Source organism: Dyella sp. C11 (assembly GCF_003121485.1).
Lineage (GTDB): Bacteria > Pseudomonadota > Gammaproteobacteria > Xanthomonadales > Rhodanobacteraceae > Dyella.
In genome coordinates this window covers 167,972-191,662 of the sequence record NZ_QAVX01000004.1, presented here as the reverse complement: position 1 = coordinate 191,662, position 23,691 = coordinate 167,972, and the positions used below count along the sequence as shown (strand labels likewise).

Annotated in this window: 12 protein-coding genes; 5 read left to right on the top strand and 7 right to left on the bottom strand. The window is 61.6% G+C overall.

All coding sequences use genetic code 11. From position 1 onward, the window contains the following. Window positions 1–472 precede the first annotated feature (472 nt). Window positions 473–1,645 carry an RHS repeat-associated core domain-containing protein gene (locus DK366_RS06380; RefSeq protein WP_109124705.1) on the bottom strand — a complete coding sequence of 391 codons (1,173 nt, stop codon included), beginning with the start codon at window positions 1,643–1,645 and terminating at the stop codon, window positions 473–475. Further along, window positions 1,642–7,680, bottom strand: a complete 6,039-nt coding sequence (locus tag DK366_RS06375) for a hypothetical protein (protein WP_109124704.1) — start codon at window positions 7,678–7,680, stop codon at window positions 1,642–1,644. The genes DK366_RS06380 and DK366_RS06375 overlap by 4 nt, the downstream gene beginning before the upstream one ends. A 241-nt stretch (window positions 7,681–7,921) precedes the next feature. Here DK366_RS06375 and DK366_RS06370 point away from each other — a divergent pair, with 241 nt between their 5' ends. After that, window positions 7,922–9,328: an FUSC family protein gene (locus tag DK366_RS06370; RefSeq protein WP_157956463.1), complete on the top strand. Its 1,407-nt coding sequence runs from the start codon at window positions 7,922–7,924 to the stop codon at window positions 9,326–9,328. Here DK366_RS06370 and DK366_RS06365 read toward each other — a convergent pair whose 3' ends face one another. After that, on the bottom strand, window positions 9,329–11,131 hold the full coding sequence (locus tag DK366_RS06365) for a family 43 glycosylhydrolase (protein ID WP_232820937.1): 1,803 nt from the start codon (window positions 11,129–11,131) through the stop codon (window positions 9,329–9,331). Between DK366_RS06365 and DK366_RS21375 the strand changes: the two genes are divergently transcribed. Continuing rightward, window positions 11,130–11,267: a hypothetical protein gene (locus tag DK366_RS21375; RefSeq protein WP_198651454.1), complete on the top strand. Its 138-nt coding sequence runs from the start codon at window positions 11,130–11,132 to the stop codon at window positions 11,265–11,267. The genes DK366_RS06365 and DK366_RS21375 overlap by 2 nt on opposite strands. Before the next feature lie 88 nt (window positions 11,268–11,355). After that, window positions 11,356–12,915, top strand: coding sequence for a glycosyl hydrolase family 39 (locus DK366_RS06360; protein ID WP_109124702.1), 1,560 nt, complete (start codon window positions 11,356–11,358; stop codon window positions 12,913–12,915). Between the two features lie 93 nt (window positions 12,916–13,008). Here DK366_RS06360 and DK366_RS06355 read toward each other — a convergent pair whose 3' ends face one another. From DK366_RS06355 to DK366_RS06345, 3 genes are all read right to left on the bottom strand, one after another. Beyond that, window positions 13,009–16,536 carry an autotransporter outer membrane beta-barrel domain-containing protein gene (locus tag DK366_RS06355; RefSeq protein WP_157956462.1) on the bottom strand — a complete coding sequence of 1,176 codons (3,528 nt, stop codon included), beginning with the start codon at window positions 16,534–16,536 and terminating at the stop codon, window positions 13,009–13,011. A gap of 246 nt (window positions 16,537–16,782) precedes the next feature. Next, window positions 16,783–18,198 carry a type I glutamate--ammonia ligase gene (gene glnA / locus DK366_RS06350; protein ID WP_109124700.1) on the bottom strand — a complete coding sequence of 472 codons (1,416 nt, stop codon included), beginning with the start codon at window positions 18,196–18,198 and terminating at the stop codon, window positions 16,783–16,785. Between the two features lie 178 nt (window positions 18,199–18,376). Beyond that, the gene (locus DK366_RS06345; protein WP_109124699.1) at window positions 18,377–20,044 is read right to left on the bottom strand and encodes a DUF6311 domain-containing protein; all 1,668 of its coding nucleotides are present in this window, start codon (window positions 20,042–20,044) and stop codon (window positions 18,377–18,379) included. 234 nt (window positions 20,045–20,278) lie between these two features. Between DK366_RS06345 and DK366_RS06340 the strand changes: the two genes are divergently transcribed. Continuing rightward, window positions 20,279–21,076, top strand: coding sequence for an undecaprenyl-diphosphate phosphatase (locus DK366_RS06340; RefSeq protein WP_109124698.1), 798 nt, complete (start codon window positions 20,279–20,281; stop codon window positions 21,074–21,076). A gap of 158 nt (window positions 21,077–21,234) precedes the next feature. Here DK366_RS06340 and DK366_RS06335 read toward each other — a convergent pair whose 3' ends face one another. Next, window positions 21,235–22,188, bottom strand: a complete 954-nt coding sequence (locus tag DK366_RS06335; protein WP_109124697.1) for a LysR family transcriptional regulator — start codon at window positions 22,186–22,188, stop codon at window positions 21,235–21,237. A 146-nt stretch (window positions 22,189–22,334) separates the two neighbouring features. Between DK366_RS06335 and DK366_RS06330 the strand changes: the two genes are divergently transcribed. Further along, window positions 22,335–23,531: an efflux RND transporter periplasmic adaptor subunit gene (locus DK366_RS06330; RefSeq protein ID WP_109124696.1), complete on the top strand. Its 1,197-nt coding sequence runs from the start codon at window positions 22,335–22,337 to the stop codon at window positions 23,529–23,531. The last annotated feature ends 160 nt before the right edge of the window (window positions 23,532–23,691 follow it).

Genomic DNA, 23,691 nt, shown 5'->3' with positions numbered 1-23,691 from the left:
AACTCGCCAAAACCAAAAGCAAAACACGTCAAGGCGATAGCGTCATGGCACTTTAAGGCACCTACGTTTCACTTCAATGCTCTATTTGCGCCTAGATATCGCTTTTCGTAGCGTGCAATCGCGATTCAGATTTCCACATCCTGTGCAATACGTATACACAGGGTAGCCAGCAGACGGCCAATAACACTAGGCCACCGTCTCCTAGCCCACCGGAATTTGCGCGCGGCATGAACCGTAATAGGCATCCAATGAGAAATGATGCGATGGCAAGCCCGAGAAATAGGTACTTGTTCTTCGGCATCTCAAATAACCGAAAAGCAATAGCTCCGGTTACCAGGGGAAGAATTAGAAAGGCAGAATAGCCTGGAAAAATGGGAGCGGCGACCAATACACCCAATGTGCTCAGGCCTAAATTGAGGGCTAGAAGTGGCTTGTCCATTTTTTCCTTTGTTTTTAAGTCCAAAAGAGGGAATCATAGGTTTGTAGGATCATCTCTTCGATCCGAGCCCCCTGGGCTCTGCGGACCCCACCAATTGATAATGCTCTGCTGAGGTTTTGCCGGGGTTCCGCTGCTCTTCCCCTCACCCTCCTTGTTAGCGTGCTCATTTTGAGCCTCCGCTGCCTTATCCGCGAGCTCACCAACTCCTTTGATTCGCTCTTGATTCTCCAAGATCTTGGCCGCCGTTTCGCTACCTTTTGTGCCGGCTTTCGCCACTTTGTTCAAGCCTAGCGTTGCGACACTCACCAAACGCTCGGCTGTGGGATCGAACGCAAATGCGCCGACAGTCGTCACTTCGTCGACGACCGCAGCCACGGCTGCGACGGGTGGCAACTCAGATGTCGACAACGTGACCACCGTTGCTCCTGTGCCAACTTTATCCAAAGCTTTGGCAGCACCTTTCCGATCTATATTGGGGTTGTTCACATCGGTGAGATTGGCATGGACTTCGTCCGCAGCTTTTACTTGCCCCGCAATCCTCGTTGGTACAGAAATGGTGGAACCATCCCTAAGGTAGACCTCGGTCATCGATACACTTTCGCTTTGACGCCCGTCAGGATCAATGTTGAGGATCGGGTTGTTCCGCCCGTAGCCGTATCGGCCAAACCCGAAATAGTCTCCCGCTTCAGGCGCCACGAAATCGACACTCAGAAATCTTCCCAAACTTGGATCGTAATAGCGCGCTTGCATGTATACGAGATTCGTGTCCGCGTCGTTCACATGACCCGTATAACCGATACCGTCCTTGGAGGGGGCCATGCCCCCTCCGCTATATGACGAGCCATACGGGTGATAGTCATAATTTGCAGTCACGTTGCCAGACGAATCAGCCTCTGCAATCGTCGTTCCTTGAGTGTCTGTATATATGTAAGTAGTGGTTGTTGCCATTGCGGCTGATGACGCTCCGAGGGCCAGCAGGATCACGGAAAAGAGCATTGTTCTTGCGCTCATCGGACGTCTCGCCGCTTGAAGGTTGGACTGCAATTTCCCAGCGATCGGACATGAGTCTCCGATATCTATCGCGACATGGCGGCGTGCGGAATTCATAGCTGCCATTCGCGAAGGGAACGGTGCGCGATCGAGCTCTGGGTGCCTGCGAACAAAATGGCGCCCGAAGTCGTTGTAGGCACTAGGCTTGTGGCTCATGACCCAGCACCTTCAGTATCTGCCGTCAATTGAAATGTAGAGCTTGAAATATTCGCCCCTGTCGCGCTAAAGAAATCCACGCGCACTTGATACGTCCGTGCATGCGATCCGGAATGGTTGTTCCACGAATTGGTGGTGTACCAACTGTTCGGATTGCTGCTGACATTCACCTGCGATGGCGCGCCATTAGTGAATGAGCCACCCGCGTCGTTGAAGCCTGCTGGTGCTCCCACAAGCGTCCAGGTGTATTGCACGGTCACTGCATACGGCGGCGTGGCACCCGAGGCCATGACGCCATGCACGGTGCCTGGCTGGATGTAATAAACCTCCCACGTGTTCCCGCCAACGATGTCGAAGCCGATCGCCATGTTTCCGGTCGTGGTCGAGATCGTGTACGTGTGCCAGTAGGACTGCCCATTGGCCGGCAGCGGCATGTTGAGTGAGACCACGACGGAGCTCGTGCCGCTCCATGCCGAGCAGCCGCCCGCGTTACACGCCTGCACGCGATAGCCGTAGGTACCGTTGTTCTTGGCGCTGGGTGCCCAAGCGGTGCCGCCTCCGGAAACCACCTGCGTCCAGCCACTACCGTTGACCTGCTCCTGCACGTAGTACGTGGTCGCCCCGGCCACCGCCGTCCAGCTCACCGTGTACTGACCGTTGTTGCTGGTCGACGGTACGGACACCGTGGGCGAACTCGCCGGTGGAATGGTCACCGCTACAGCACCGCTGGTGACGTAAGCGCTGCACTGCGCGCTGTAGCAAGCCCGGACTTCGTAGGTGTAGGAACCCGTGGCCGATTCATTGACGACGGTGCTGGTTGCGCTTCCGTTGTAGACGCTGGTCCAGCCACCGCCGTTGAAGTTGTGTAGCAGTTGATAGCTGGTCGTATTGGCGCTCGCCGCCCACGACAGGGTAGTGGGGCCACTACTCGTACCTGGCACGCTGATGCTTGCCGGTGCCGCCGGTGGGATCGCGACGACCGTCTGGGCGCCGGCACTCAGTGCACTGCATCCGCCCGCATTACAGGCATTGACCTGATACACGTAGGTGCCGTTGCCGCGACTGGCGGTCCAACTGATGGCGCCCGTGGACTGCACCTGGGCCGGTGTGCCGCCATTGACCTGCTCAAGAAGCACGTAGTACGTCGCAGTGGATACCGCCGTCCAATTGACCGTGTAATTGCCGGTACTGTTGTTGGCCGGCGTGGTGATGCTGGGCGCGCTGGCTGGCGGATGTGTGACGACCAGGGTGCCGCTCTGCTTCCACGGTCCGCAGTTGTAGTTGTTGCAGGCCTGTACCTGGAAGACATAGCTGCCGTTGGCCAGGCCACTGAGAGCGGTACTGGTGCCCGTACTGTTGTAGATCTGCGTCCAGCTATTACCGCCGTTGCTACTTTGTTGGACGATGTAATGCGTGACTTGGGTGACCGCGCTCCAGCTGATCGCTGCGGTGCCATCACTACTGGTAGCAGGAACGGTGATGCTGGCCGATGCCGGTGGCACCACGCCGTAGGTGGTGTCCACAGTCACCGCGGCTGAGGTGGCCGCACCGCGGTTGCCATAGCTGTTCTTGGCCGTTACTTGGTAGGTGTAGCTGCCGGTGGTCGTGCCCGGGCGCGCGATCGAGTTCGCCGACGTATTCGATGCAATGACGGTCCATGCACCGCTATTGAGGCTTTCAGCCACGTCGAAAGTGGTTGCGCCCGGCGGTGTGCTCCAGCTCACCGTGTAAGTGCCGTTGGTGATGCTGGTGGGTACGGTGATGGTCGGCAACGCCGGCGTTACGCCCAGGCTGGCCGAGGATGTCCACGCCGTGCACATACCCGTCTTGCAGCCTTGCACGCGATAGGTATACGTGCCGCCATCACGGTTGCTCTCAGCCTGACTGAGTCCGTTGCCGGTATAGATCGTGGCCCAGGCGCCGCCGTTGATGCTTTCCTGCAGCGTATAACTCGTGGCACCCGTGGCCGCAGCCCAACTGATCGTGTACGTGCCGTTGTTCGGATTGGTGTCGAAGCTGATGCCGGTGGGCGCCGGGAATTCGATCGTCTCGTTGCGGGCGATCAACTTCTTGCCGAGATAGATGTAATCCGTGAGCTTGGTATTGCTGGCGTCGTACTGATAAAGCAACTGGCCGGCCTGGTTGTAGAAATAGAACACCGGTGTGGTGCTGTTGACCGGCGTTTTCTGCACGCGGCGACCGGCCGCGTCATAGGCGTAGCTGTCGAAACCCGGAATCTGCAGCAGCTGGTTGAGTGCATCGAACACCAACGTGTTGCCGTTCTTGTTGGTGACATTGCCGCGCGGGTCGTAACCGAACGTGTTGACCGGTGCACCGGCCAGGGTGATCGACCGCAACAGATTGGTGGCGTCGTAGTTGTACGTGTAGGTCTGGCCACCCGTGGTGCGCGTCTGAATGTTGTTGAGCGGGTCGTAGGTGTAGCTTTCCGCACCCCATAGATTGCTCGCCTGCGCCGAGGTCAGACGATTGAGACCGTCATACCCGAACGATTTGGTGCGCTGCCCGGTTGCCAGGTCGTTGATGTTGGTGATGTTGCCGTTGGCGTCGTAGACCACGTCCTCACTGAGATTGAGCGTGCCGGTCTTGCCGTAGGTGAAGTTGCTCAGCAACTGGCGCGCATTCTCTTCCGCCAGATACTGGGTGCCGTTGCCATAGATGAACGATTGGACGTTGCCGTCCGGGAAATAACTCACTCCCGTAGCGAAACTGCCCGCTTGCTTGACACGACCGAGTGCATCCGGCGCGTAATCGATGGCCAGACCATCGGGATAAGTCACGGTGCGCACCGTGCCGTACGCATCGTGCCCGTAGCGCAGCACGTTCGAGCCGTTGCCCGTCACGTTGAGGGTCTCATCCGTGATCAGGCCCAGCTTGTTGCGATTGGCCGACCAAATGCTGATGCCCGACGCGGCGTAATTCTTGTTGCCCAGCGCGTCGTAACCGAACGTGGTGCTCTGCGTACCCGAAGGCGGCAAAACCTGGCTGACACGATTGAGCGCATCGTACGAGTACTGGGTTTTCGCCGTCGCGGCGACCTGGTCCTGGTCGCACGACGTGCCATCGGCGAATGAAAGACCGGTCGCGCGCCAATCGACATTGTTGGCGGCATCGTAGTGCGACACCTCACTGCCACTTTCGGGTTCGATGGTGCGACACAAACGATGCTGCGCGTCATAAATGAGCTGCTTACTCAGGTCGATGGTCTGACCGGCGTAATTGCCCCACTGGCGGATTGTCGTCGGATTGCCATAGATGTCGCGCGCCACGCTCTGGCTCACGCCTTCCGGCGCCTGCACCAGGATGACCTTGTCTTCCGAAGGCTGGTCGAAGACTTGATAAGCGGTGGTGGTGACGTAGTTCTTGGGATCGGTGATTTGTTGCTGTGCACCGGCGAGATACGCCGTCTTCGTCGTCAACGTGCCGAGCTCAGAAGTCTCGTCCACCTCCGTGACGCGGTCGAGTTCGTCATACGTCGTGTGCGTGCCGGCGGTGGCGCCGACGTTGGGGCTACCCGACACCGAAAACGCGGCGAACGTCTTGCGTCCCTTCCAGTCGTAGCTGCTTTCGATCGTGATATGCGAGCTGGGATCGCTGCCAATGGAGGTGTCCGAGATCAACGGTCGCAGCATCGCGTCGAAGTACGTGACAACGACGTTGTCGCCCTTGGTTGCAGTGAGCCTCCAATGCGTTCCGCTGATCCCTCGCTCACTACCACCGACCACCGCATAGGTGAACGACTTGGGATACCACGACTGCTCATCACCCGTCGGATAAGTGATCTGCGAGACGCGTCCCATCGCGTCGTAACTGTAGGACGTGGTATTCCCGGCCTGGTCGGTCACCGAGCGGATGTCGCCAAACTCATCAACCGTGAGCGACTGGCTGGTGTTGTCCGGATAGTTGATGGTCTGCGGCAAGCCGCGCATGTAGTTGCTGACAGCGATCGTGTTGTTCCGACCGTCCGTCACCGAGGCCACCTGGCCTTGCGCGTTATACGTGTAGGACTTGAGCAATAAGCCGAAGTGATACTTCGCTGTCACCGTGACATTGGACAGGTCGAACGTGTTGCTGCTTTCCGTTTCACCGGTCGTGAGGTTGTCGACCTGCTGATTGAGCCCAAGTACCCAGTGCGGCAGATCATTGAGATACGTGGTGCGCTCTTCAATGGATGACTGTCCAGCGATGCTGTTGAAGCGCAGTGTTTGCGAGGGATGCGCGAACACATCGAAGGCTTCGGTCTGGTTCGTATAGGTGTCACCGTCCTGCACCGTGGTCGTCATCGTCACGGGCCGAATGCGATTGACCATCGGGTTCTTGAAAGACGGCTGCACTTGCGTACCGGCATTACCGGCAAACAATTGCGCGCTGACCTGGTCTTCGGTCAGATACGTATTGGTGACGACTTTCTTGACCGTCCCGTCCAGAGCGTCGGTCTCTGTCGACAGCAGCCAGCCTTCGTTACGGGCGTAAGCCGTGCCGAACGTGTACTTGATGATGTCGCCCGGCTCCGTCACCGTGACGGTCTTCGATATGGTGCAGCCGGAACAATCACCGGGCGGAATATACGTTTCGCTGGTCTGGACGTATTGATCCGACGCGGGGTAATAGCCGCCCGGCGGATCAGGGTAGCTGTAACTCCAGGTCTGCGTGCCAATGCCCGCGCCCGTGATCTGCTTGGAAGTCAGCGTGAAATTGTCGAAATAGCTGTAGACCAACGGGTAGTTGGTCAGTGGATTGGTCGCCGGCAAGCACGACTTGGGCACCATGGTGCGGTAGTGCCGAGAGTAGGAGAAGTTGAATGTGCCGGTGGCGCCCGATGGCGACGTAATGGCGTATACGAAACCGCCGGTATTGCCGTCGGGCTCTAGCTGGCAGTGAACCTGGCCGCCGTCATAAACATCCGAAACTTTCGTTGTCGCCAGCGATCCGGATGTATAGCTATACGACCATATCGAGCCGTCCGGCTGCGTGACCGAGGAGAGATTGCCGTTTGAATACCCGTAGGTCCAGGTGCGCGATCCGTAAGTTGGCGACACTGCTGTCGCGGATTGGACCAGGCCACCGGACCAGGTAATGTCGATTTCGCGACCATCACTGGCCGTGATGCTGGTCAGCTGGTTGCCGCTGTAGTTGTATTTGACCCAGTTGCCGAAACGATCAACCACCTGCGTCGCGAGCATGAAGATTCGATCACGCTGCACCCCTTCTTTCACGGTGCCAGTGCCGCTCGCGGACGTCTGATAGATCAGGTCGGACGTGTTGTTCACGACCACCCAATTGAAGGTGTAGCGGGTTCCCGATGACGTGAGAACCGAAAACGCCTCGCCCGGGTAGCCGTTGGCGGTGCCCGCCAAACAGCTCACACGGTTATAGCTTTTGGTCACCCATGGGTAGGTTCCACCGTCGCCGACAGCAGGAAGTTTTGCTTCGGTATTCGCGAGAAGTTCTTCCGACACGCCGTTGGGAATATGCAGCTGGTTGCCGTCCCATACCGACACGGCCGGTGCCCAATCCTGTGTTCCAGAGAGAAACATGTAGGGCGTATTGGTCAGGCTGCATCGGCTGTAGCTTTGTTGCGGATTGGCAAGTGAGCTCTGGACCGTCCATCCATCTTCATGGGTAAACACACCGTCGATGTAGGGAATCTCAACGTCCCAGTCGCCCATGCCACCCAAGTGGCCGGTCGGCAGACGTCGATCCTCAATTTCAAATCGACGGCCAAACTGCACGGGAAGCGCGCTATTTCCGGGAATGTCGATGTCGGTGACGTCGAATTCGACGGAGCCGTTGTAAAGGCTCACGTGATCGCCGAAAAGATCAGATTTCAGCGGCGTCACTTCCTGCGCCGCGCGCAAACGCTTGCCGAACTCCTCGTAAGCTTCCACGCCACTCGATTGGCCGTAAGCCGCCGTTGCAAACAGCACACCCACGGCAACAGCCACAAGCATCGAATACGGTTTGCACGACGCAGCATTGAGCCACGCCTTGCGGCGTCCCTGCACCAAACCGAGCATAGTTGTCCCCTTGGCCCGTACATTGCGCACGGATGGAGCAATTTCTAACGACGTGCTCAGTTCACTGTCAATTGACCAGGGTCGTAACTTCTTGCATTACTGAGAATTTGTGATGCCTGTCGTGAAGCTATCGTGTAGGCGCCACGCCGACTGTTTCAGCGAGACTCACCTGCCTAGACGTGCAACAGGCACATGCCACCATGATTTTTTTGGACCTCGCTTCCACCCTGATTCGGTAGCCATGAGCAACGATCTTCCTTTCTGGATTCGTATGACCCGGCTGGAGGCATCGGCGCTCGTACAACCCTTGGTTGAAGCGGTGATTACGATGCTGGCGAGCATCGCCACGTTGCTTTGCACATGGGTCATCGCCCCAGGCCCCGGTCCCGCCGTGCTGGCGGTGGTGCTGAGTCTTTCGCTGTCGCGCAGCCATATGGACCGCGATCTGCGCGGGCGACTGGAAGCGGTGGTCGTGTTGCCGCTGGTGGCGTTTGTCGCCATGGGCGTGGGCTTGTTGTTGCGTCATGCGCCGTGGATGGGTGCCACGGCGTTTGTGGTGGGCATGTTTCTTTCCGTGTGGCTGCGTCGGTTTGGTTCGATGGCGCGACGCGCGGCGGGGGTGATCGCGCTGCCGTTTGTCACGCTGCTGACGGTGCCGCATGTTCGCGTCGCCTCGGGTGCTGCCATTCCTACGTGGCTGGTACCGGTACTGGTGGCGTTGCTCGCGTTGTTGTGGGTGACGGTGTGCCACGTGAGCGCGCGAAGATTGAAGTTGCTTCCGCCGCTGCCCGCGCCAGTGGTGATGCCAACGCCGCAAAAGCAGGAAAGCAGCCTCCGCCCCGACGCCACCACGCGCATGGCGATCCAGATGGCGGTGGCATTGGCGCTGTCTTTCGCGGTGGGTTACGCGTTCTTTGCCGAGCGCTGGGCGTGGATCGTGCTGACGGCCTTCATCGTGCACAGCGGCAATCGTGGGCGACTGGACGTGGCCTACAAGAGTGGCTTGCGCGTACTGGGCGCAGCGGCAGGCACCGTGCTCGCTATGACATTGACGTTCCACGCGGACAACCCCGCGACCACGGGCGTACTGATCCTTACAGCTTTGTTCTTCGGCGTATGGCTGCGTCCACTGGGTTATGCCTGGTGGGCGCTGTTCGTGACGTTGGCGCTCGCCCTGTTGCAGGGTTTCGATGCGCAGCCACCGTCCACATTGCTGTGGCAACGACTGGAAGAGATCGTGATCGGCGCAGTGATCGGGCTGGCCTCGGCGTGGTTCGTCTGGCCGGTACGCTCGACCGATGTGTTGCGCCGCCGGCTGGCCGACGCACTGGCCGCGATGGCTGAAGCGATGGACCCGGCCATGGCCGAACGCACGCCTGCTCGCCTGGCCAGCAGCCTTGATCAGATCCAGGACATGGCTGCGCCGTTTCGTGCCAGCCGCCGGTTCACGCGCCGCTTTCGCGCCATGCAGCCGGCGGACTGGGTGGACACCTTGCTCGCCTGCCGCACGCCAGCGATCGATGTGATCACCCGCGGCGAAACGCCGGGCCGCGTGCGTCAGGCGATTGGTGCGGCACGCAAGGCGTTGCGCGAGCCGGAAAGCCTGTTGCCGGCGTTGCAGCAGTTGCGGCAGACGCTCGACGCCTGATCAGTTCGCCGGCAGCGGTTGAACCGCCGACAGCACGGAGACGCCACGCTCATCGAAGGCTTCCACGGCCACCACGTAGTTCACGCCCTTGTTGAGCGAATGCAGCACCAGCGTCGTCGGTTCGTCGGCGAAGCGCTGATACGTTGAATGCAGGCGGTCGGCGGATAGTCCCCAGCGCACGTTGTAACCCACCGCACCGGGAACAGGCGTCCATGCGATTTCCGCATCACGCGTATCGGTCCCTCGCTTGGCCCAGGTCAGCGTTGGCGCGGCGGGCATCGGACCCTCGGCATTGCCGAACACACGCAGGTCGCTGATGGCCAGTGTGTGGGCACCCGCGTGCTGGTGAACGTAACGCACATAGCGGATGCGCGCAGCCTGGTCCAGTTCGATGTATGCGTTGGGGCGGTCACGGGTTTCGTGTGTGAGCTCCGCCAGCAGGGCCCAGTGCGTGCCGTCGCTCGAACCTTCGAGCTTGAATTGCGTGACGATGTCCGGCGCATCGCCGTAACGGCCGGATTGATAGTCGGCGTAATTCACCTGCACGGCGCGCACGGTACGTTCACCGCCCAGGTCCACCGTGAGTGTCTGTCCCGGCGCATTCCTGGCTGCCACCCAGAATGTGCGCGGGTTTTCATCCGTGACGACGCTGGCCGGGTGACCCGGCAACGATGATGAGGCGACCGCCTTCTTGCGATACGACAACAGCATCCAACCGGTGAACGTGTCCTCGCCTTCCTTCAGTGCGTGATCGGGCATGCGGTGGGGGAAATCGCCGAAGCGCGTATCGACCCACATTTGGCCGTCCGAATGAAAACCTGCCGGATAGAGGCCGATGCGTCGCTCGAAGGTCCAGTTGGCGCCCACCCACGACGTACCGGTGTTCCACACGTTGCCATGGGCGTCTTCGAAGGTGGAACCGTGGCCCACGCCAGTGACGAAACCGCCAGGCTTGTCGCCGATGGGGTTGTACGGCGCGTACTGGAAGGGACCCAGAGGCGCGTCGCCGACCATCACGCCGGTGCCATAGGCGTTGTATTCGGTGCCCGGTGCCGCGTACTGCAGGTAATAGCGATTGGCGTGGCGATTCATCCAGGCGCCTTCCAGGAACGGCTTGACGGTGTCGTTGGCGTGATCCTGGCCAAAGCGCTCCCAGCCGTGGTCGGCAGGATCGAGCCTCAACAACGCTTGCGGCAACGTGGCAAACGCCAGTCGCTTGCCCTCGCCTTCCGAGGCAGCGCCGAACTTCATGTCCAGTTGAGCGCCATAAAGCGGATAGACATTGGACGAACCCCAGTAGAGATACACCTTGCCGTCGTCATCCTGGAACAGGCCCGGGTCCCATGGACCGGGCGGCAATTCATCCGGCTTCTGCGCCCACGCACCCGCGCTGGACACCGCGCCGGGTACGGCCGGCAACAGGCGCGTCCAGAACTGCCAGCGGCCGTGCGCGGGGTCGGTGGACACCATCAGCGGCCGCGGCTCGGTGGCCGACTGCATGAGGAACAATTTCCCATCCGCCACCAGCGTGGCCGGCGCCACTTCGCTGTCGAACGGCCAGTGATCAGGCTTCACGAAATCCCAGTGCAGCAGATCGGTGGAATGCCAGTAACCATCGGCGAGCGTCATGAACAGGTAGTAGGCGTCCCCATAACGCACCACGGCCGGATCGGCACCGGTGCGATAGGAGATCTCCTGATTCATCTGCTCGAAGTTGTAGCGGTAGTCGACATCGACCGGATTCGCCCACGTTCGCGTCACTGCAGAAGCGTCGGAAATCGCGCTGGCCGTGAGTAATGCCATGCAGCAAATCGAAGCGATGCGGGAACGCAAAAAGGTCTTGGGAAAAGGTCTGGACATACGACAGCTCGCCATGTTGCGGCGCAGCGACGCCGGTTTCTGTGAAGTGCGCTTATTGATCATGCGACCCGGTCTGTAAGAGACTCCACCGCGAATCGCGTAAACGTTTACATCCTAGCGGCCGCCGCATGTCCGGCCAACCCACTCCCCCGACCGAAGGAATCGCCATGTCGACCCCGTCACCGCTACGCCGTCTTGCCTTGCGCACTTGCGCCGCGGCTTGCCTCGCCCTGCTCGGCAACGTGTATGCGGCGCCGGCCGGCAACGATTCGGTGCAACTGCAGGTGGACGCGACGGCCAAGGGCACGCCGCTGCCGCACTTCTGGGAAAACATGTTCGGTTCCGGTCGCGCCGTGCTCGCGTTGCGCGATGACTACCGCAAGGACCTGGAAAACGTGAAGGCCGCCACGGGCTTCACCTACATCCGCTTCCACGGCATTTTCGACCGCGACATGGGCGTGGCCTACCGCGATGCGCAGGGCAAGCTGCAATTCAACTTCAACTACGTGGACCAGGTGTACGACGGCCTGCTCGCACGCGGCGTGAAGCCGTTCGTGGAGCTGGGCTTCATGCCGCCGGAAATGAGCACCGACCCGGCCAGCCATCACGACTTCTGGTACCACCCCAACGTGATGCCGGCGAAGGACTGGAACGAATGGGACGCCATGGTGCGCACCTTCCTGCAGCACGAGATCGAGCGCTATGGCATCGACGAAGTGCGCAGCTGGTACTTCGAGGTGTGGAACGAACCGAACCTCGCGTTCTGGGGCGGAAAACCCGAGAAGGAAACCTATTACGACCTTTATGACCGCACGGCGCGTGTGGTGAAGTCGGTCGACAAGCAGTTCCGTGTCGGCGGCCCGGGTACCGCGCAAGCCGCGTGGCTTCCCGAATTCCTCAAGCATGTGAAGCAGAGTGGCGCGCCGATCGATTTCGTCAGCACACACGTCTATGGCGACGACACCGCCGACAACGTGTTCAAGACCAACGAGAACATCCCGCGTCGCGACATGGTGTGTCGCGCGGTGGAGAAGTCGCACAAGGAAGTCGCTGCCTCGGCATTTCCGAAACTGCCGCTCATCTACAGCGAATACAACGCCTCGTACGCCAACCTGCCCAACGTCACCGACACCGTGTACATGGGTCCGTGGATGGCCAACACCATTCGCGAGTGCGCCGGCAAGGTGGACATGATGAGCTACTGGTCGTTCTCCGACGTGTTCGACGAACAGGGCGTGGTGAAGACGCCGTTCTACGGCGGCTTCGGCCTGATCGCTGCGGACCGTATCGAAAAGCCGGCCTTCAACGCGTTCGCCATGCTGCACAAGCTGGGCGACACGCAGCTGCCGCTGAAGACCGACAGCGCGCTCGCCACCCGCCGCGCCGACGGCACCGTGGTGCTGGCGCTGTGGAACTACACCAAGCCGCTGGGTGACACCGCCGACTACACGCCGGGCGTGCCCACGGGTGACAGCAAGCACTTCGACGTGGACGTGAAGCATCTCGGCAACGCCACCAGCGCCACCGTGTGGCGCCTGGACCAGGATCACGGCAACGCCGTGGCCGCGTTCGACAAGATGGGTCGACCGGCAACCCCGAGCCGCGAACAGATCACTCAGTTGCGTGAAGCGGGCAAGCTCGCGGCTCCCGAACAGGCATCGATCTCCAACGGGCGTCTGAGCATCGACATCCCGCCGCAGGGTCTGGTGGTGGTGGAACTCCACTGACCACCAACGGGCGCGCGACGTTGCCAACCCCTCGTGGTGGCGTCGCGCGCTGATTTTTCCAAGGCGACTAACAGTGTCTGCGCGCCTGGCCCGCTACCAGTTCCAGCGAAAACCCACCTTGCCATCCCACGCGTGGAAGCCCCGGCTGTCGAAGCCCTTCTGATAGCCCACGTTGGCGTAGAACGACGTGTTCTTGTCCAGCTCCCAGGTCATGCCGCCGTTGAGCTGCCACCACGAACCCTTGATGCTGCCGTCGAACGGCACGAATCCGTCTTCGGATGAGAACGACGTGGTGGGTTCGCCCTTGAACTCCTTCCACAGATTGAAACGCAGCCAGCCGGGGAACAGTCGCGGCGCGCCTTGCGCCGTGGGTTCCAGCGTCCACGTGTTGGCCCAGCGGAGACCCACGCGTCCCACCAGCGAGGTGATGTTGCTGAAGTTCACCAGCGCTGCTGCGTCACTGGATTGGCCGTTGTTGATGCGCTGGTAGATCACCTGCGCCTGCGGTTCCCATACCTGCGTGTCGTTGTGGAAGGGATAGCCGCCTTCCAGTGATCCCGCCCAGCCGAAACCGTTGTGGTTCAGCGCCAGGCCCTCATCGGATTTCGCGCTGTACTTCGACCACGTGCCCTGCCACACGGCATCGAGGTATTGGCCTTCGGCCCAGAAGTGCGTCCAGTACAGGCCGAGCGATTGACCTTTGACGATGTCGTCGCCAGCGTCGTTGCCGTCGTAGTTGGTGACGTCGCTGCGTATGCGGCCCGTGCCCAGATACAAGCCTGCGTGATCGCGCTGCTCGTTCTCGTGTTCTTCGGCGAAGATGTCCATGCCGGCCTGGAAGGCGATGATGTTGTAGTCGTACTGCGGGCTGCCGTTGTAGATGCCTTGCGACGCGCCGCGCACATTGCCGTCTTCGCCAATCACACGCACCCACAACGCGTTGAGCGTGTTGTCTTCGCGCAGGTCGCTGCGGTTGCGCAGTTGTTCTTCATCGCCGACGCGTTCGTGCAGATCGCCCAGGGTGGCCCAGCCATAGCGCAGGGCCATGCCCGGCAGCGCGGTGTACAGCGACACCTCGGGTCGATAGTTGGGCACGACCTCTTCCGGCGTCGGCTTTTCCGACTCCTCGGGTTCCGGCACCGGTGGTGGGGCGGGAGGATCCGGCGGCACCGGCGGCGGATCCGGTGGCGGCGTGGGCGGCCCGGGCGGCTGCGGCACCGGAGGTCCGGGCGGGTCCGGCGGCGGGGGCGGTGCTGGCGGCTGTGGACATCCCGGATGCGTGCCGCCTTCGCAGTTGATGGTCGAGCGCAGGAACCAATAGTCCTCCGTGCCGGGCGATGCACCACCGCGTTCCAGCGTGTATTCGTAAGGACCTGCCACCACCGGGCCCGCCAGTGCAAAGGCCGATGCCAGGGTGGTGCCACCGTTGAGCACTTCCACCACCGGAATGCCGTTATCGCTGGTAAGCGCGCCCGGGCCGCCCGTGTTGTGGACGAGAATCGTGCCCTGGCTGCCCGCCGTGCCGCCGTTGATGTACAGGCGATCCGTCGGCGAGCTGTCATCACCGAGGAAGGTGTTGATGCCTAGCGTGCCGCTGCCGGTGTAGTCGTGGACATACAGGCTCTTGTAGACGCCGCTCGTGGGCGCGGTGAACTGCACGAGGCCGTTGTTGAGCAGTTGCTGCGACACCACGGAGCCAGCGGGAATCGTCCAGCTGCTGGTCGCATCCACATCGATGTTGGTCACGTAGTACGACTCGCCCGTCCACGCGGAGTGATTGGACAGCGTGATGTTGGCGTTGCTCTGACTGTCGGCCTGGGCCAGTCCGCTGAGCGTGCTGTCGTTGGCATCCAGCTGCACCTGCGTGGCCTGCCCGCTGCTGTTGCGGTACGCGTAGAGCAAGTCACCGCCGCCCGTGATGGACGAACCCTGCTGCACCGTGATCTGCAACGGACCGGTGGCTTCGATGGCCGTGCCTGACTGGCTGGACAGCGATGTGCCGGTGAGCGTGACCACGTTCGTTCCACTGGCCGCACGATTTATCGCATCCAGTCCCATCGTGCCGAACGGCATACCGAACGCACTGTTGGTGCCGGTGGCGGTGACGGTGCTGCCAGCGATGGTCAGCGAGGCTGGCGTGCGTGTGCCGTAGTCGCTCAGGGCCAACGCGGCAATGCCGCTGTCATTGCTGATCTGCGACGCTGTCGCGTTGATCTGGCCGCCATCCTGCGCCAGCAATCCGTAAGTCGACGGGCCGGTGGAAGTGAGCTTGACCTGGTTGAGATTGAGCACCGCCTGTGGGTATGAGCCATCCGATGCAGTGGTGCTGGACCAGGCATAACCGCCCGCCGTATACGCCGTGCTGTTGACGACGATCTGCGTGCCATTCGCGTTGATCGTGCCGCCATCGGATTTGAGCGCGGCATTTGGAAGTCCAAACGTCCCGACGTAGATCGGTCCCACGGCGCCTCCGCCGGGGTTGAGCAATTGGCCGGCGCGTAGCGTGTAAAAACCGGTGTTGCTCACCGCCGATACGGAGATCTGGCCCTGGTCCAACGTGGCCGTCGAGCCGTTGCGCACCCACACGCCCGTCGCGGCATTGGGGCCATCCACGGTCAACCCGGTGAGCGAGATACTGCCACCACCGATGACGACCACTCCGGTCGATGCGCTGGTGCTGGTGGATGACGCCGCATTGAAATGCAGCGTCAGACCGCTGCCGATGGCGCTGGTGGGTACTTGCGTGCTGTCCACGGTGATGCCGTCAGCGCCCGCACCGCTGCCACCGAACGTGAACACCTGATTCTGCGGCAACTGCACGATACCGCCGGCATACATGTACACGCCCAAGGCGCCGGGCGAATTCATGGTGATGGTGGCAGGCGATGTCACGTTGACCACGCTGCCTGCACCCGCGGCGCCGAGCGCCAGCGCGTTGAGGCTGCTACCACCCGTCGAGGTGATCGCGGATGTGCCGCCCAGCGTGATCACACCGCCGCCTTGCGCGACGGCACCGCGTCCGTTTCCACCGTTGAGATTCACGCTCACCGTCGTCGCGTTGATGGCTGCGCCTGCGCCATAGGCGCCGAGCGCTGCGCCCGATGAACTCAAGGCGACGCTGGCGCCATTGTCGATATCGATGACGGCGGGTGCGGCCGGGTCGGTACTGTTGGCGAGAAACCCGATGCCATTGCCCGTGTTGATGGCCAGTCCGGCGTAGGGCACATCAACCGTGCCACCGTTGTTCTGCACGGCCGTACCGCCCACGGTGGTGATTGCGATAGGGCCTGACGTGCCGGACTGCGTGTTCAATTGAGCGAGAAAGCCGCCGCTGAGCGCGAGGCCGGATGCCTGTCCCGTGCTCGTGATCGTGCTTCCACCCTGCACCTGCGTATTGCCGCTGACCGTGCCGACGGTGACGGGCCCGATGTTGGCACCATTGATGATGGTGGGAAACGTCTGTGCATAAGCGGCCAGGGGCAACGACAGCAGCAACACGGCGCCGCAGCCGGACACCTGTCGCGTGCGCAGGACGGCCCGGATTACGCGGTGCAACGGCGTTCGCGACAACTCGCGATGCTGCGGCCACACCCCTGGGGAAACATCGCAACGTCCATCCATAGAGCATCTCTCTCAACGACTGAGTGAGCTAGCTGATGTGCACGTGGCCATACAAAGCTGCGCGGCAAAGCCTGCGCGAAGGGGCATCATCAAAGCGTGTATGCGGCGAAGCGGCCGTAGAACTACTTAGACAACATCGCGTAGAACAACGCGATGCGTCGTCGGCACTTTTCGCGTGCAAGAGGCGCAAAAAAAACGAAGGGCGCCGAAGCGCCCATCGTCCCCTCTCCCGTTTTTTCTACGCGATCAGAGTGCGTAGTACATCTGGAATTCCAGCGGGTGCGTGCTCGCGCGGTAGCGCGTCACTTCCTGCATCTTCAACGCGATGTACGCATCGATGAAGTCGTCGGTGAACACGCCACCGGCCTTGAGGAAGTCGCGATCCTTGTCGAGCGCGTTGAGCGCTTCGTCCAGGCTCGCGCACACCTGCGGAATGTTCTTCTCTTCTTCCGGCGGCAGGTCGTACAGGTCCTTGTCGGCCGGTGCACCCGGGTCGATCTTGTTGATGATGCCGTCCAGGCCGGCCATCATCAGCGCGGTGAACACCAGGTAGCCGGAGTTCATCGGATCGGGGAAGCGCACTTCGATGCGGCGGCCCTTCGGGCTCGACACGTACGGAATGCGGCAGCTGGCCGAACGGTTGCGGGCCGAGTAGGCCAGCATCACCGGCGCTTCAAAGCCCGGCACCAGGCGCTTGTAGCTGTTGGTGGTGGAGTTGGCGAACGCGTTGATGGCCTTGGCGTGCTTGAAGATGCCGCCGATGTACCACAGCGCCGTCTGCGACAGGCCGCCGTACAGGTCGCCCGCAAACAGGTTGTTGCCGTCCTTCGCCAGCGACTGGTGCACGTGCATGCCGCTGCCGTTGTCGCCCACGATGGGCTTGGGCATGAAGGTGACGGTCTTGCCGTTCTGGTGGGCGACGTTCTTGATGACGTACTTCATCGTCATCAGTTCGTCGGCCTTCTTCACCAGCGTGTTGAACTTCACGCCGATCTCGCACTGGCCGGCATTCGCCACTTCGTGGTGATGCACTTCAACCACCTGGCCCAGCGATTCCAGCACCTTGCACATGTCGGCGCGCAGGTCGCCCAGCGAGTCGACGGGGCTGACGGGGAAGTAGCCGCCCTTCACGCCCGGACGGTGGCCGGTGTTGTTGTCTTCGTACTTGTAGCGCGAGGACCACGCGGCTTCTTCGGAGCCGATTTCGTAGAACACGCGGCCCATGTCGTTCTGCCAGCGCACGGAATCGAAAATGAAGAATTCCGGCTCCGGACCGAAGAAGGCCGTGTCGGCGATGCCGGTGGACTTCAGGAAGGCCTCGCCACGCTTGGCGATGGAGCGCGGATCGCGGCCGTAGGCCTGCATGGTCGACGGCTCCAGCACGTCGCAGTGGATGACCATCTGCGTGTGTGCGCTGAACGGATCGAGGTAGGCGGTGTCCGGGTCCGGCATCAGGATCATGTCGGACTCGTTGATGCCCTTCCAGCCGGCGATCGACGAACCGTCGAACATCTTGCCGTCCTCGAACGTGCCCTCGTCGATGGCGTGGGCCGGGAACGTCACGTGGTGATGCTTGCCGAGCATGTCGGCGAAGCGGAAGTCGACGAATTCGACTTCGTGTTCCTGGATCTGATCGAGCACTTTCTGGACGGGGGACGACATGGACAACCTCGGCGGGTGTAAGGGTTAAATCAAGCAGCCTTTGGCAAAGGCCGTGCCAAACCGATATAGCTCATTGAATCAGCCACTTGGTGACAAAACGCATCGCTTTCCGATACTTGCTTGCACCAAAAATGGTCAAAATCGAAACCAGATTGCCCCAAAATTGGACTGACCAGGGTCAGAGGCCCGATTTCAGGTCCATCGCTTCGGCGGGCACGTCCACGCCCCATCCGGGGGCGAGCACGGTCCAGCCATCGAGCTGGAACACTGCATCCTGAGCCCGCGCGGCGCGCGTGGCAACCTCGACGCTGTCGGCATCGAGCACGTAGAGCGTGTCTTCCTCGGGGCGACCTTCGGCCAGCCGCTTCAGTTGTTCGTCGTGCACGCGGTTGAAGACCTTCCAGTTGGCGCGGGCGACCTGCACGGCATCGGTGGGCATGCGGTGCTTCAGCGCATAACGCGCCAGCACTTCCCAGTTCGGCGCCAACACGCGCGTGGGTACCAGCCGCAAGCGCTTATAGCGCTCGCCCGCCGCATCCCAGAACGGACCCCGCAACGCCGAGGCCTCGTCTGCCTGTGTGCGTTGAACGATCTGTTGCCGCCAACGAACCAGGCCGGGTCCCAGATCCAACAACTGAAGCGACACCAGCACCACCAGCACGGTGATGAAAGCGCGGGATGGCAACGCACGTGCCAGGGCGAAGAAAGCCCATACCAGCAACGCGTAATAAGCCACCCAGAACAAACGGCCGGTCGACTGGATGGAGGAATGCGACAGCTTGCGCTCCAGCGCCCCGGGCAGCGGCAAGGTGCCCTGCCATGCGCCGATGCCAAGGTGAGGCGTCAACGCAAGCAAGGTGAGCCCAAGCGCGGCGAGCAACAGCGGCCAAACCGTCAGCCCCGAATCGTTCTTCTTCAACGCGCCCGCGAGTTGCGCTGCCGCGGCAGCAAGGCACAGCAGCACGGCGCCCACGCCCAGGTAGTTGAAACCCTCGTACTCACCTAGCGCCTGCGGCGTCTGCAGCCCGAACCACGACCATCCACCGCCGTTGACCGGCGCCAGCAGGTTCATCTTGTAGAAGCCGAACCCGCTGGCACCCATGCCACCGCCGGGCACCATGAAGAAGCCCGCCAGCCACGCAACGGCCACGGTCACGGCAACGACCTGCGCAACCTCCTGCATCAACGGAAGCCATGCCGCAACGCTGCGATCGTCCCGAACCGTCCAGGCGCGGCGCAGCAGGTCTGCCGCCCACACGGCGGCGACCATCACGAAGATGTACGCATGAATGACCATGCTGGCGGCCACCAGGCAGGTCCACGCGACGTCTTGTCGACGCGGCAAAGGCTCCAGGTACAGCAACAGCGCAGCCAGGATCGGCCAATGCGCAAACAGCGCCATGTGCCCACCGAGGCGAAAGAGCAACGGTGGCGCCAGCAGGAAGAACACGCAGCCCAGCGTTCGCGCCACCGCGCCTGGTGTCGCCAGGGACAGCAGGCGCCACGCAAACACGGCCTGGAGCACGAAGCACATCAGCACCCACAGGCCGAAATACTGGAACGGCTCCGGAAGCCAGGGAGAGAACGGCTTCAACGCCATCGCCATCAACGGAATCGAGTCGGAGTAGAAAACCGACGAATGAAATTCCAGGCCGTACGAAGGATGTGCGCCGAGCGGCCAGCCCCATGGACCATGGCGATAGAACGCCCAGCCCAGGTAGCTCTGCGCAAGATCCTGGTGCTGCAACCAGCTGACGTTGCCGGGCGCCAGCATGTTTCCCCCGGTCATCAGCACAAACACAGCTACACCCAGGAACACCGGAAGCAGGCGGCGCCATAACGACATCGCCCGGTTTGAAAACGCTGATGACATGCCACGCCGTCCCTGCCAAAAAATCCGCCGCCCGCATGAATGTGCGATGCAGCGCAAGAAAGAACGAGGGTAACCGGGTGCAGCTGCAGCACCAAGCGGGAAGCGCATGGAAGGCTTTCGATCAGGACAAACTCGGCACCTGCTTCGCTTAAGCTATGGCGCCTCGCGCCGGCATGGAGCCAGCGCTGTCATCTGACCGGAGTTTTCGTGAGCGATCTCATCAACGTCATCCTGCTCGGCATCATCGAGGGCATCACCGAGTTCCTCCCCATTTCCAGCACGGGTCACTTGTTGATCGCGGAGAAATTCGGACTGGGCGAGCGATCGGATCTGTTCAACGTCGGCATCCAGGCCGGCGCGATTCTCGCGGTGACGTTCATTTACTGGGGCCGCATCTGGAAACTGTTCACGCAGTGGCGCGACCCGGCCAACCGCGATTACCTCGCCAAGTTGTTCGTCGCTTTCATGATCACGGCCGTGCTCGGCCTGGTTGCGGTGAAGCTTGGCTTCAAGCTGCCCGAAGCGGTGACGCCGGTGGCGTGGGCGCTGGTGATCGGCGGCATCTGGATGATCGTGGCGGAGTATCTCGCCGCGCGTCAGCCCGATCGCACGCGCGTCACCTGGGTAGTGGCGATCCTGGTCGGCATTGCGCAGATGATCGCGGGCATCTTCCCGGGCACGTCGCGTTCGGGTGCCACCATTTTCGCGGCCATGCTGTTTGGCACCAGCAATCGCGCCGCGGCCACGGAATTCGCGTTCCTCGTGGGCATTCCCACCATGTACGCAGCCACCGGGTATGAGTTGCTGAAGGTGGTGAAGGAAGGCGGCGTGCACCACGAAGACTGGACGGCACTGATCGTGGGTTTCATCGTGTCGGCCATCGTGGCGTTCGTGGCGGTGAAGTGGCTGCTCGGCTACATCCGCAGCCATCGCTTCATTCCGTTTGCGATCTACCGCATCGTGCTAGGTATCGCGCTGTTGCTGCTGGTGCCGGCGGGCGGTTGAAGGCTGTATGCGTGTGCGGGGCTGCGGCGTTGCACACGCTTGCGGTGCTCGACTCCCCCACCGTCATTCCCGCGAAGGCGGGAATGACGGTGAGGGTGATGCTGTACTGAGCTAAACGTCGAGGGTGCGCTTACGCACTGACTCACCTGCGAACGCCCTCACGCGCTAAGCCGCTGCTCCGGCACCGCCACCATCACCGGCTTCTTGTGCTTGCCCGGCTCGTTGGTCTGCTCGAACACTTCGCGCACCCATTCGATGAAGGCCTGCACGCGCGCGGAGAGGTGCTTCTTCTGCGGATAGACAATCCACACCGGCTTGCCGGTGGAGATGGTGTCGGTCATCACCAGTTCGAGCTTGCCGAAGTCGAGCATGCAGGAAGCGATGACGTGCGGCGCCTGCGTGATGCCAAGACCTGACACCACCGCCTGGATCACCGACTCGGCGTCGTTGATCAGGATGTGCGCCTCGATATCCACGCCCACCTGCCCGCTCGGCGTGTCGAACTGCCACTGGCGCGGGCGACCATTGGGCTGCACGTAGTTGATGCAGCGGTGGTTCTTCAGATCCTCGATGCTCTGTGGCGAGCCGTACTTGGCCAGGTAGTCCGGCGAAGCGATGATCACGTTGCGCAGGTAGCCGATCTTGCGCGCGATCAGGCTGGAGTCTTCCAGCGGCCCCACGCGGACGGCGCAATCGATGCCTTCCTCGTTGAGGTCGTAGGGGTAATCGCACATTGAGAGTTCAAGCCGGATATCCGGGTAGCGCTGCTCGAATTCCGCCAGGCGCGGAATGATTACGGTGCGCCCTACAGCAGCCGGAACACCGATGCGCAGCTTGCCCGTCGGCTTCTTGTTGGCGTAGCCGAGGGCCTCGGTCGCCTCGGTCAGGTCGGCGAGGATTTCCTTGCAACGTGCATGGAACGAGGCCCCATCGTCGGTCAAACGCAGGGATCGCGTGGACCGGAACAACAGGCGTGCACCCAGTTGTTCCTCCAGGCGCGACACGGCGCGACTGACCCCTGAGGGAGTCATGCCCAATTGGGCGGCGGCGGCGGCGAAGCTCTTGGCCTCGACCACGCGGACAAACGCGGAGATTGCGGCAAAGTCTTCCATAGGCTGGATTTTTACCCCATTCGTGACTGGCAGTCACTATTGCGTTGCATCATAAAGCATTTATTGAACCGGATGGTACATCTAATCTTCCGCACCTGATCGTCGGGGTACCCCCACTTCGGCGAGTTCAAATCTGGGAGCCGAAGATGAACAAACGATGGATTCTCGCCATGCTTTCCCTCGCCGTGGTGGGCGGCAGCTGGGCGCTGCTGGGCCATAGCGGCGACAGCCATGCCCAAGCCGGTCCGCCGCCGGCGCCCGCCGTAACGGTCGCCCAGGTGCTGGTGCGTCCGGTGGACGACGCGGATGAATTCACCGGCCGCCTGCAGGCCGTCGACACCATCCAGCTGCGTCCCCGCGTGAGCGGATATGTGGACTCGGTGCACTTCAGGGAAGGGGCGATCGTGCGAAAAGGCGATCTTCTTTTCCGCATTGATCCGCGTCCTTACCAGGCCGAAGTGGATCGCCTGAGTGCCAACCTCGCCGAGGCGAAGGCCAATCAGGTGCTGGCCCAGGCCAACGCCGGTCGCGCCGACCGCCTGCTCGAACAGCACGCCATTGCCAAGGAAGAAGCCGACCGCCAGCAGACGGCCGCGCAGAGCGCCAAGGCCCAGGTGGCTTCGACCGACGCGGCGCTTGATGCCGCCAAGCTCAACCTGGGCTTCACCGAAATTCGCGCGCCCATCGATGGTCGCGTGAGCAACGCCCTGGTGACGCCGGGCAACCTGGTCACCAGCAACGACGTGTTGACCAGCGTGGTGAGCATCAACCCGATCTACGCCTACTTCGACGTGGACGAACACAGCTACCTGAAGTTCGACCGCCAGCGTCGCGAACACGGCGACTCGCCGCAGATCTCGATGGCGCTGGCCGACGAAAAGGGCTTTCCCCACACCGGCCGCGTCGACTTCGTCGACAACCAGCTACGCGCGGGCAGCGGCACGATCCGTCTTCGCGCCGTGTTCGACAACGCCGATGCCAGCTACACGCCGGGCCTGTATGTCCGCATCCAGCTGCGCAGCGACAGCCGCCAGCCGCGTGCGCTGGTCGATGACCGCGCCGTCGGTACCGATCTTGGCAACAAGTTCGTGTACGTCGTGGGCGGCGACCGCAAGGTGGAATACCGCCGCGTGGTCACCGGTCCGCTACTGGACGGCCTGCGCGTGGTTACCGAAGGTCTCGATGCCAAGGACACCGTGATCGTCAACGGCCTGCAGCATGTGCGTCCGGGTGTGGAAGTGAACCCGACGAAGGTGGCGATGGAAACGCGTTCGCTCGATCCGAACAAGCAGGTGGCGATGGTGGGTGGTGCGTCGGGGAAGAACGCGGCGCAGAAGCCGTAACGATAACGTCGCAACGTTTTTAGCTCGTCATTCCTGCGAGACGCTTTTCAACAGCCGCAAGGCTGGTCAAGCAGGAACCCAGTGACTCTCCTTCGCCGTGGATAAAGGCGCTGGATCCCCGCCTTCGCGGGGATGACGACTCAGGAAAGTGATTGGCAAG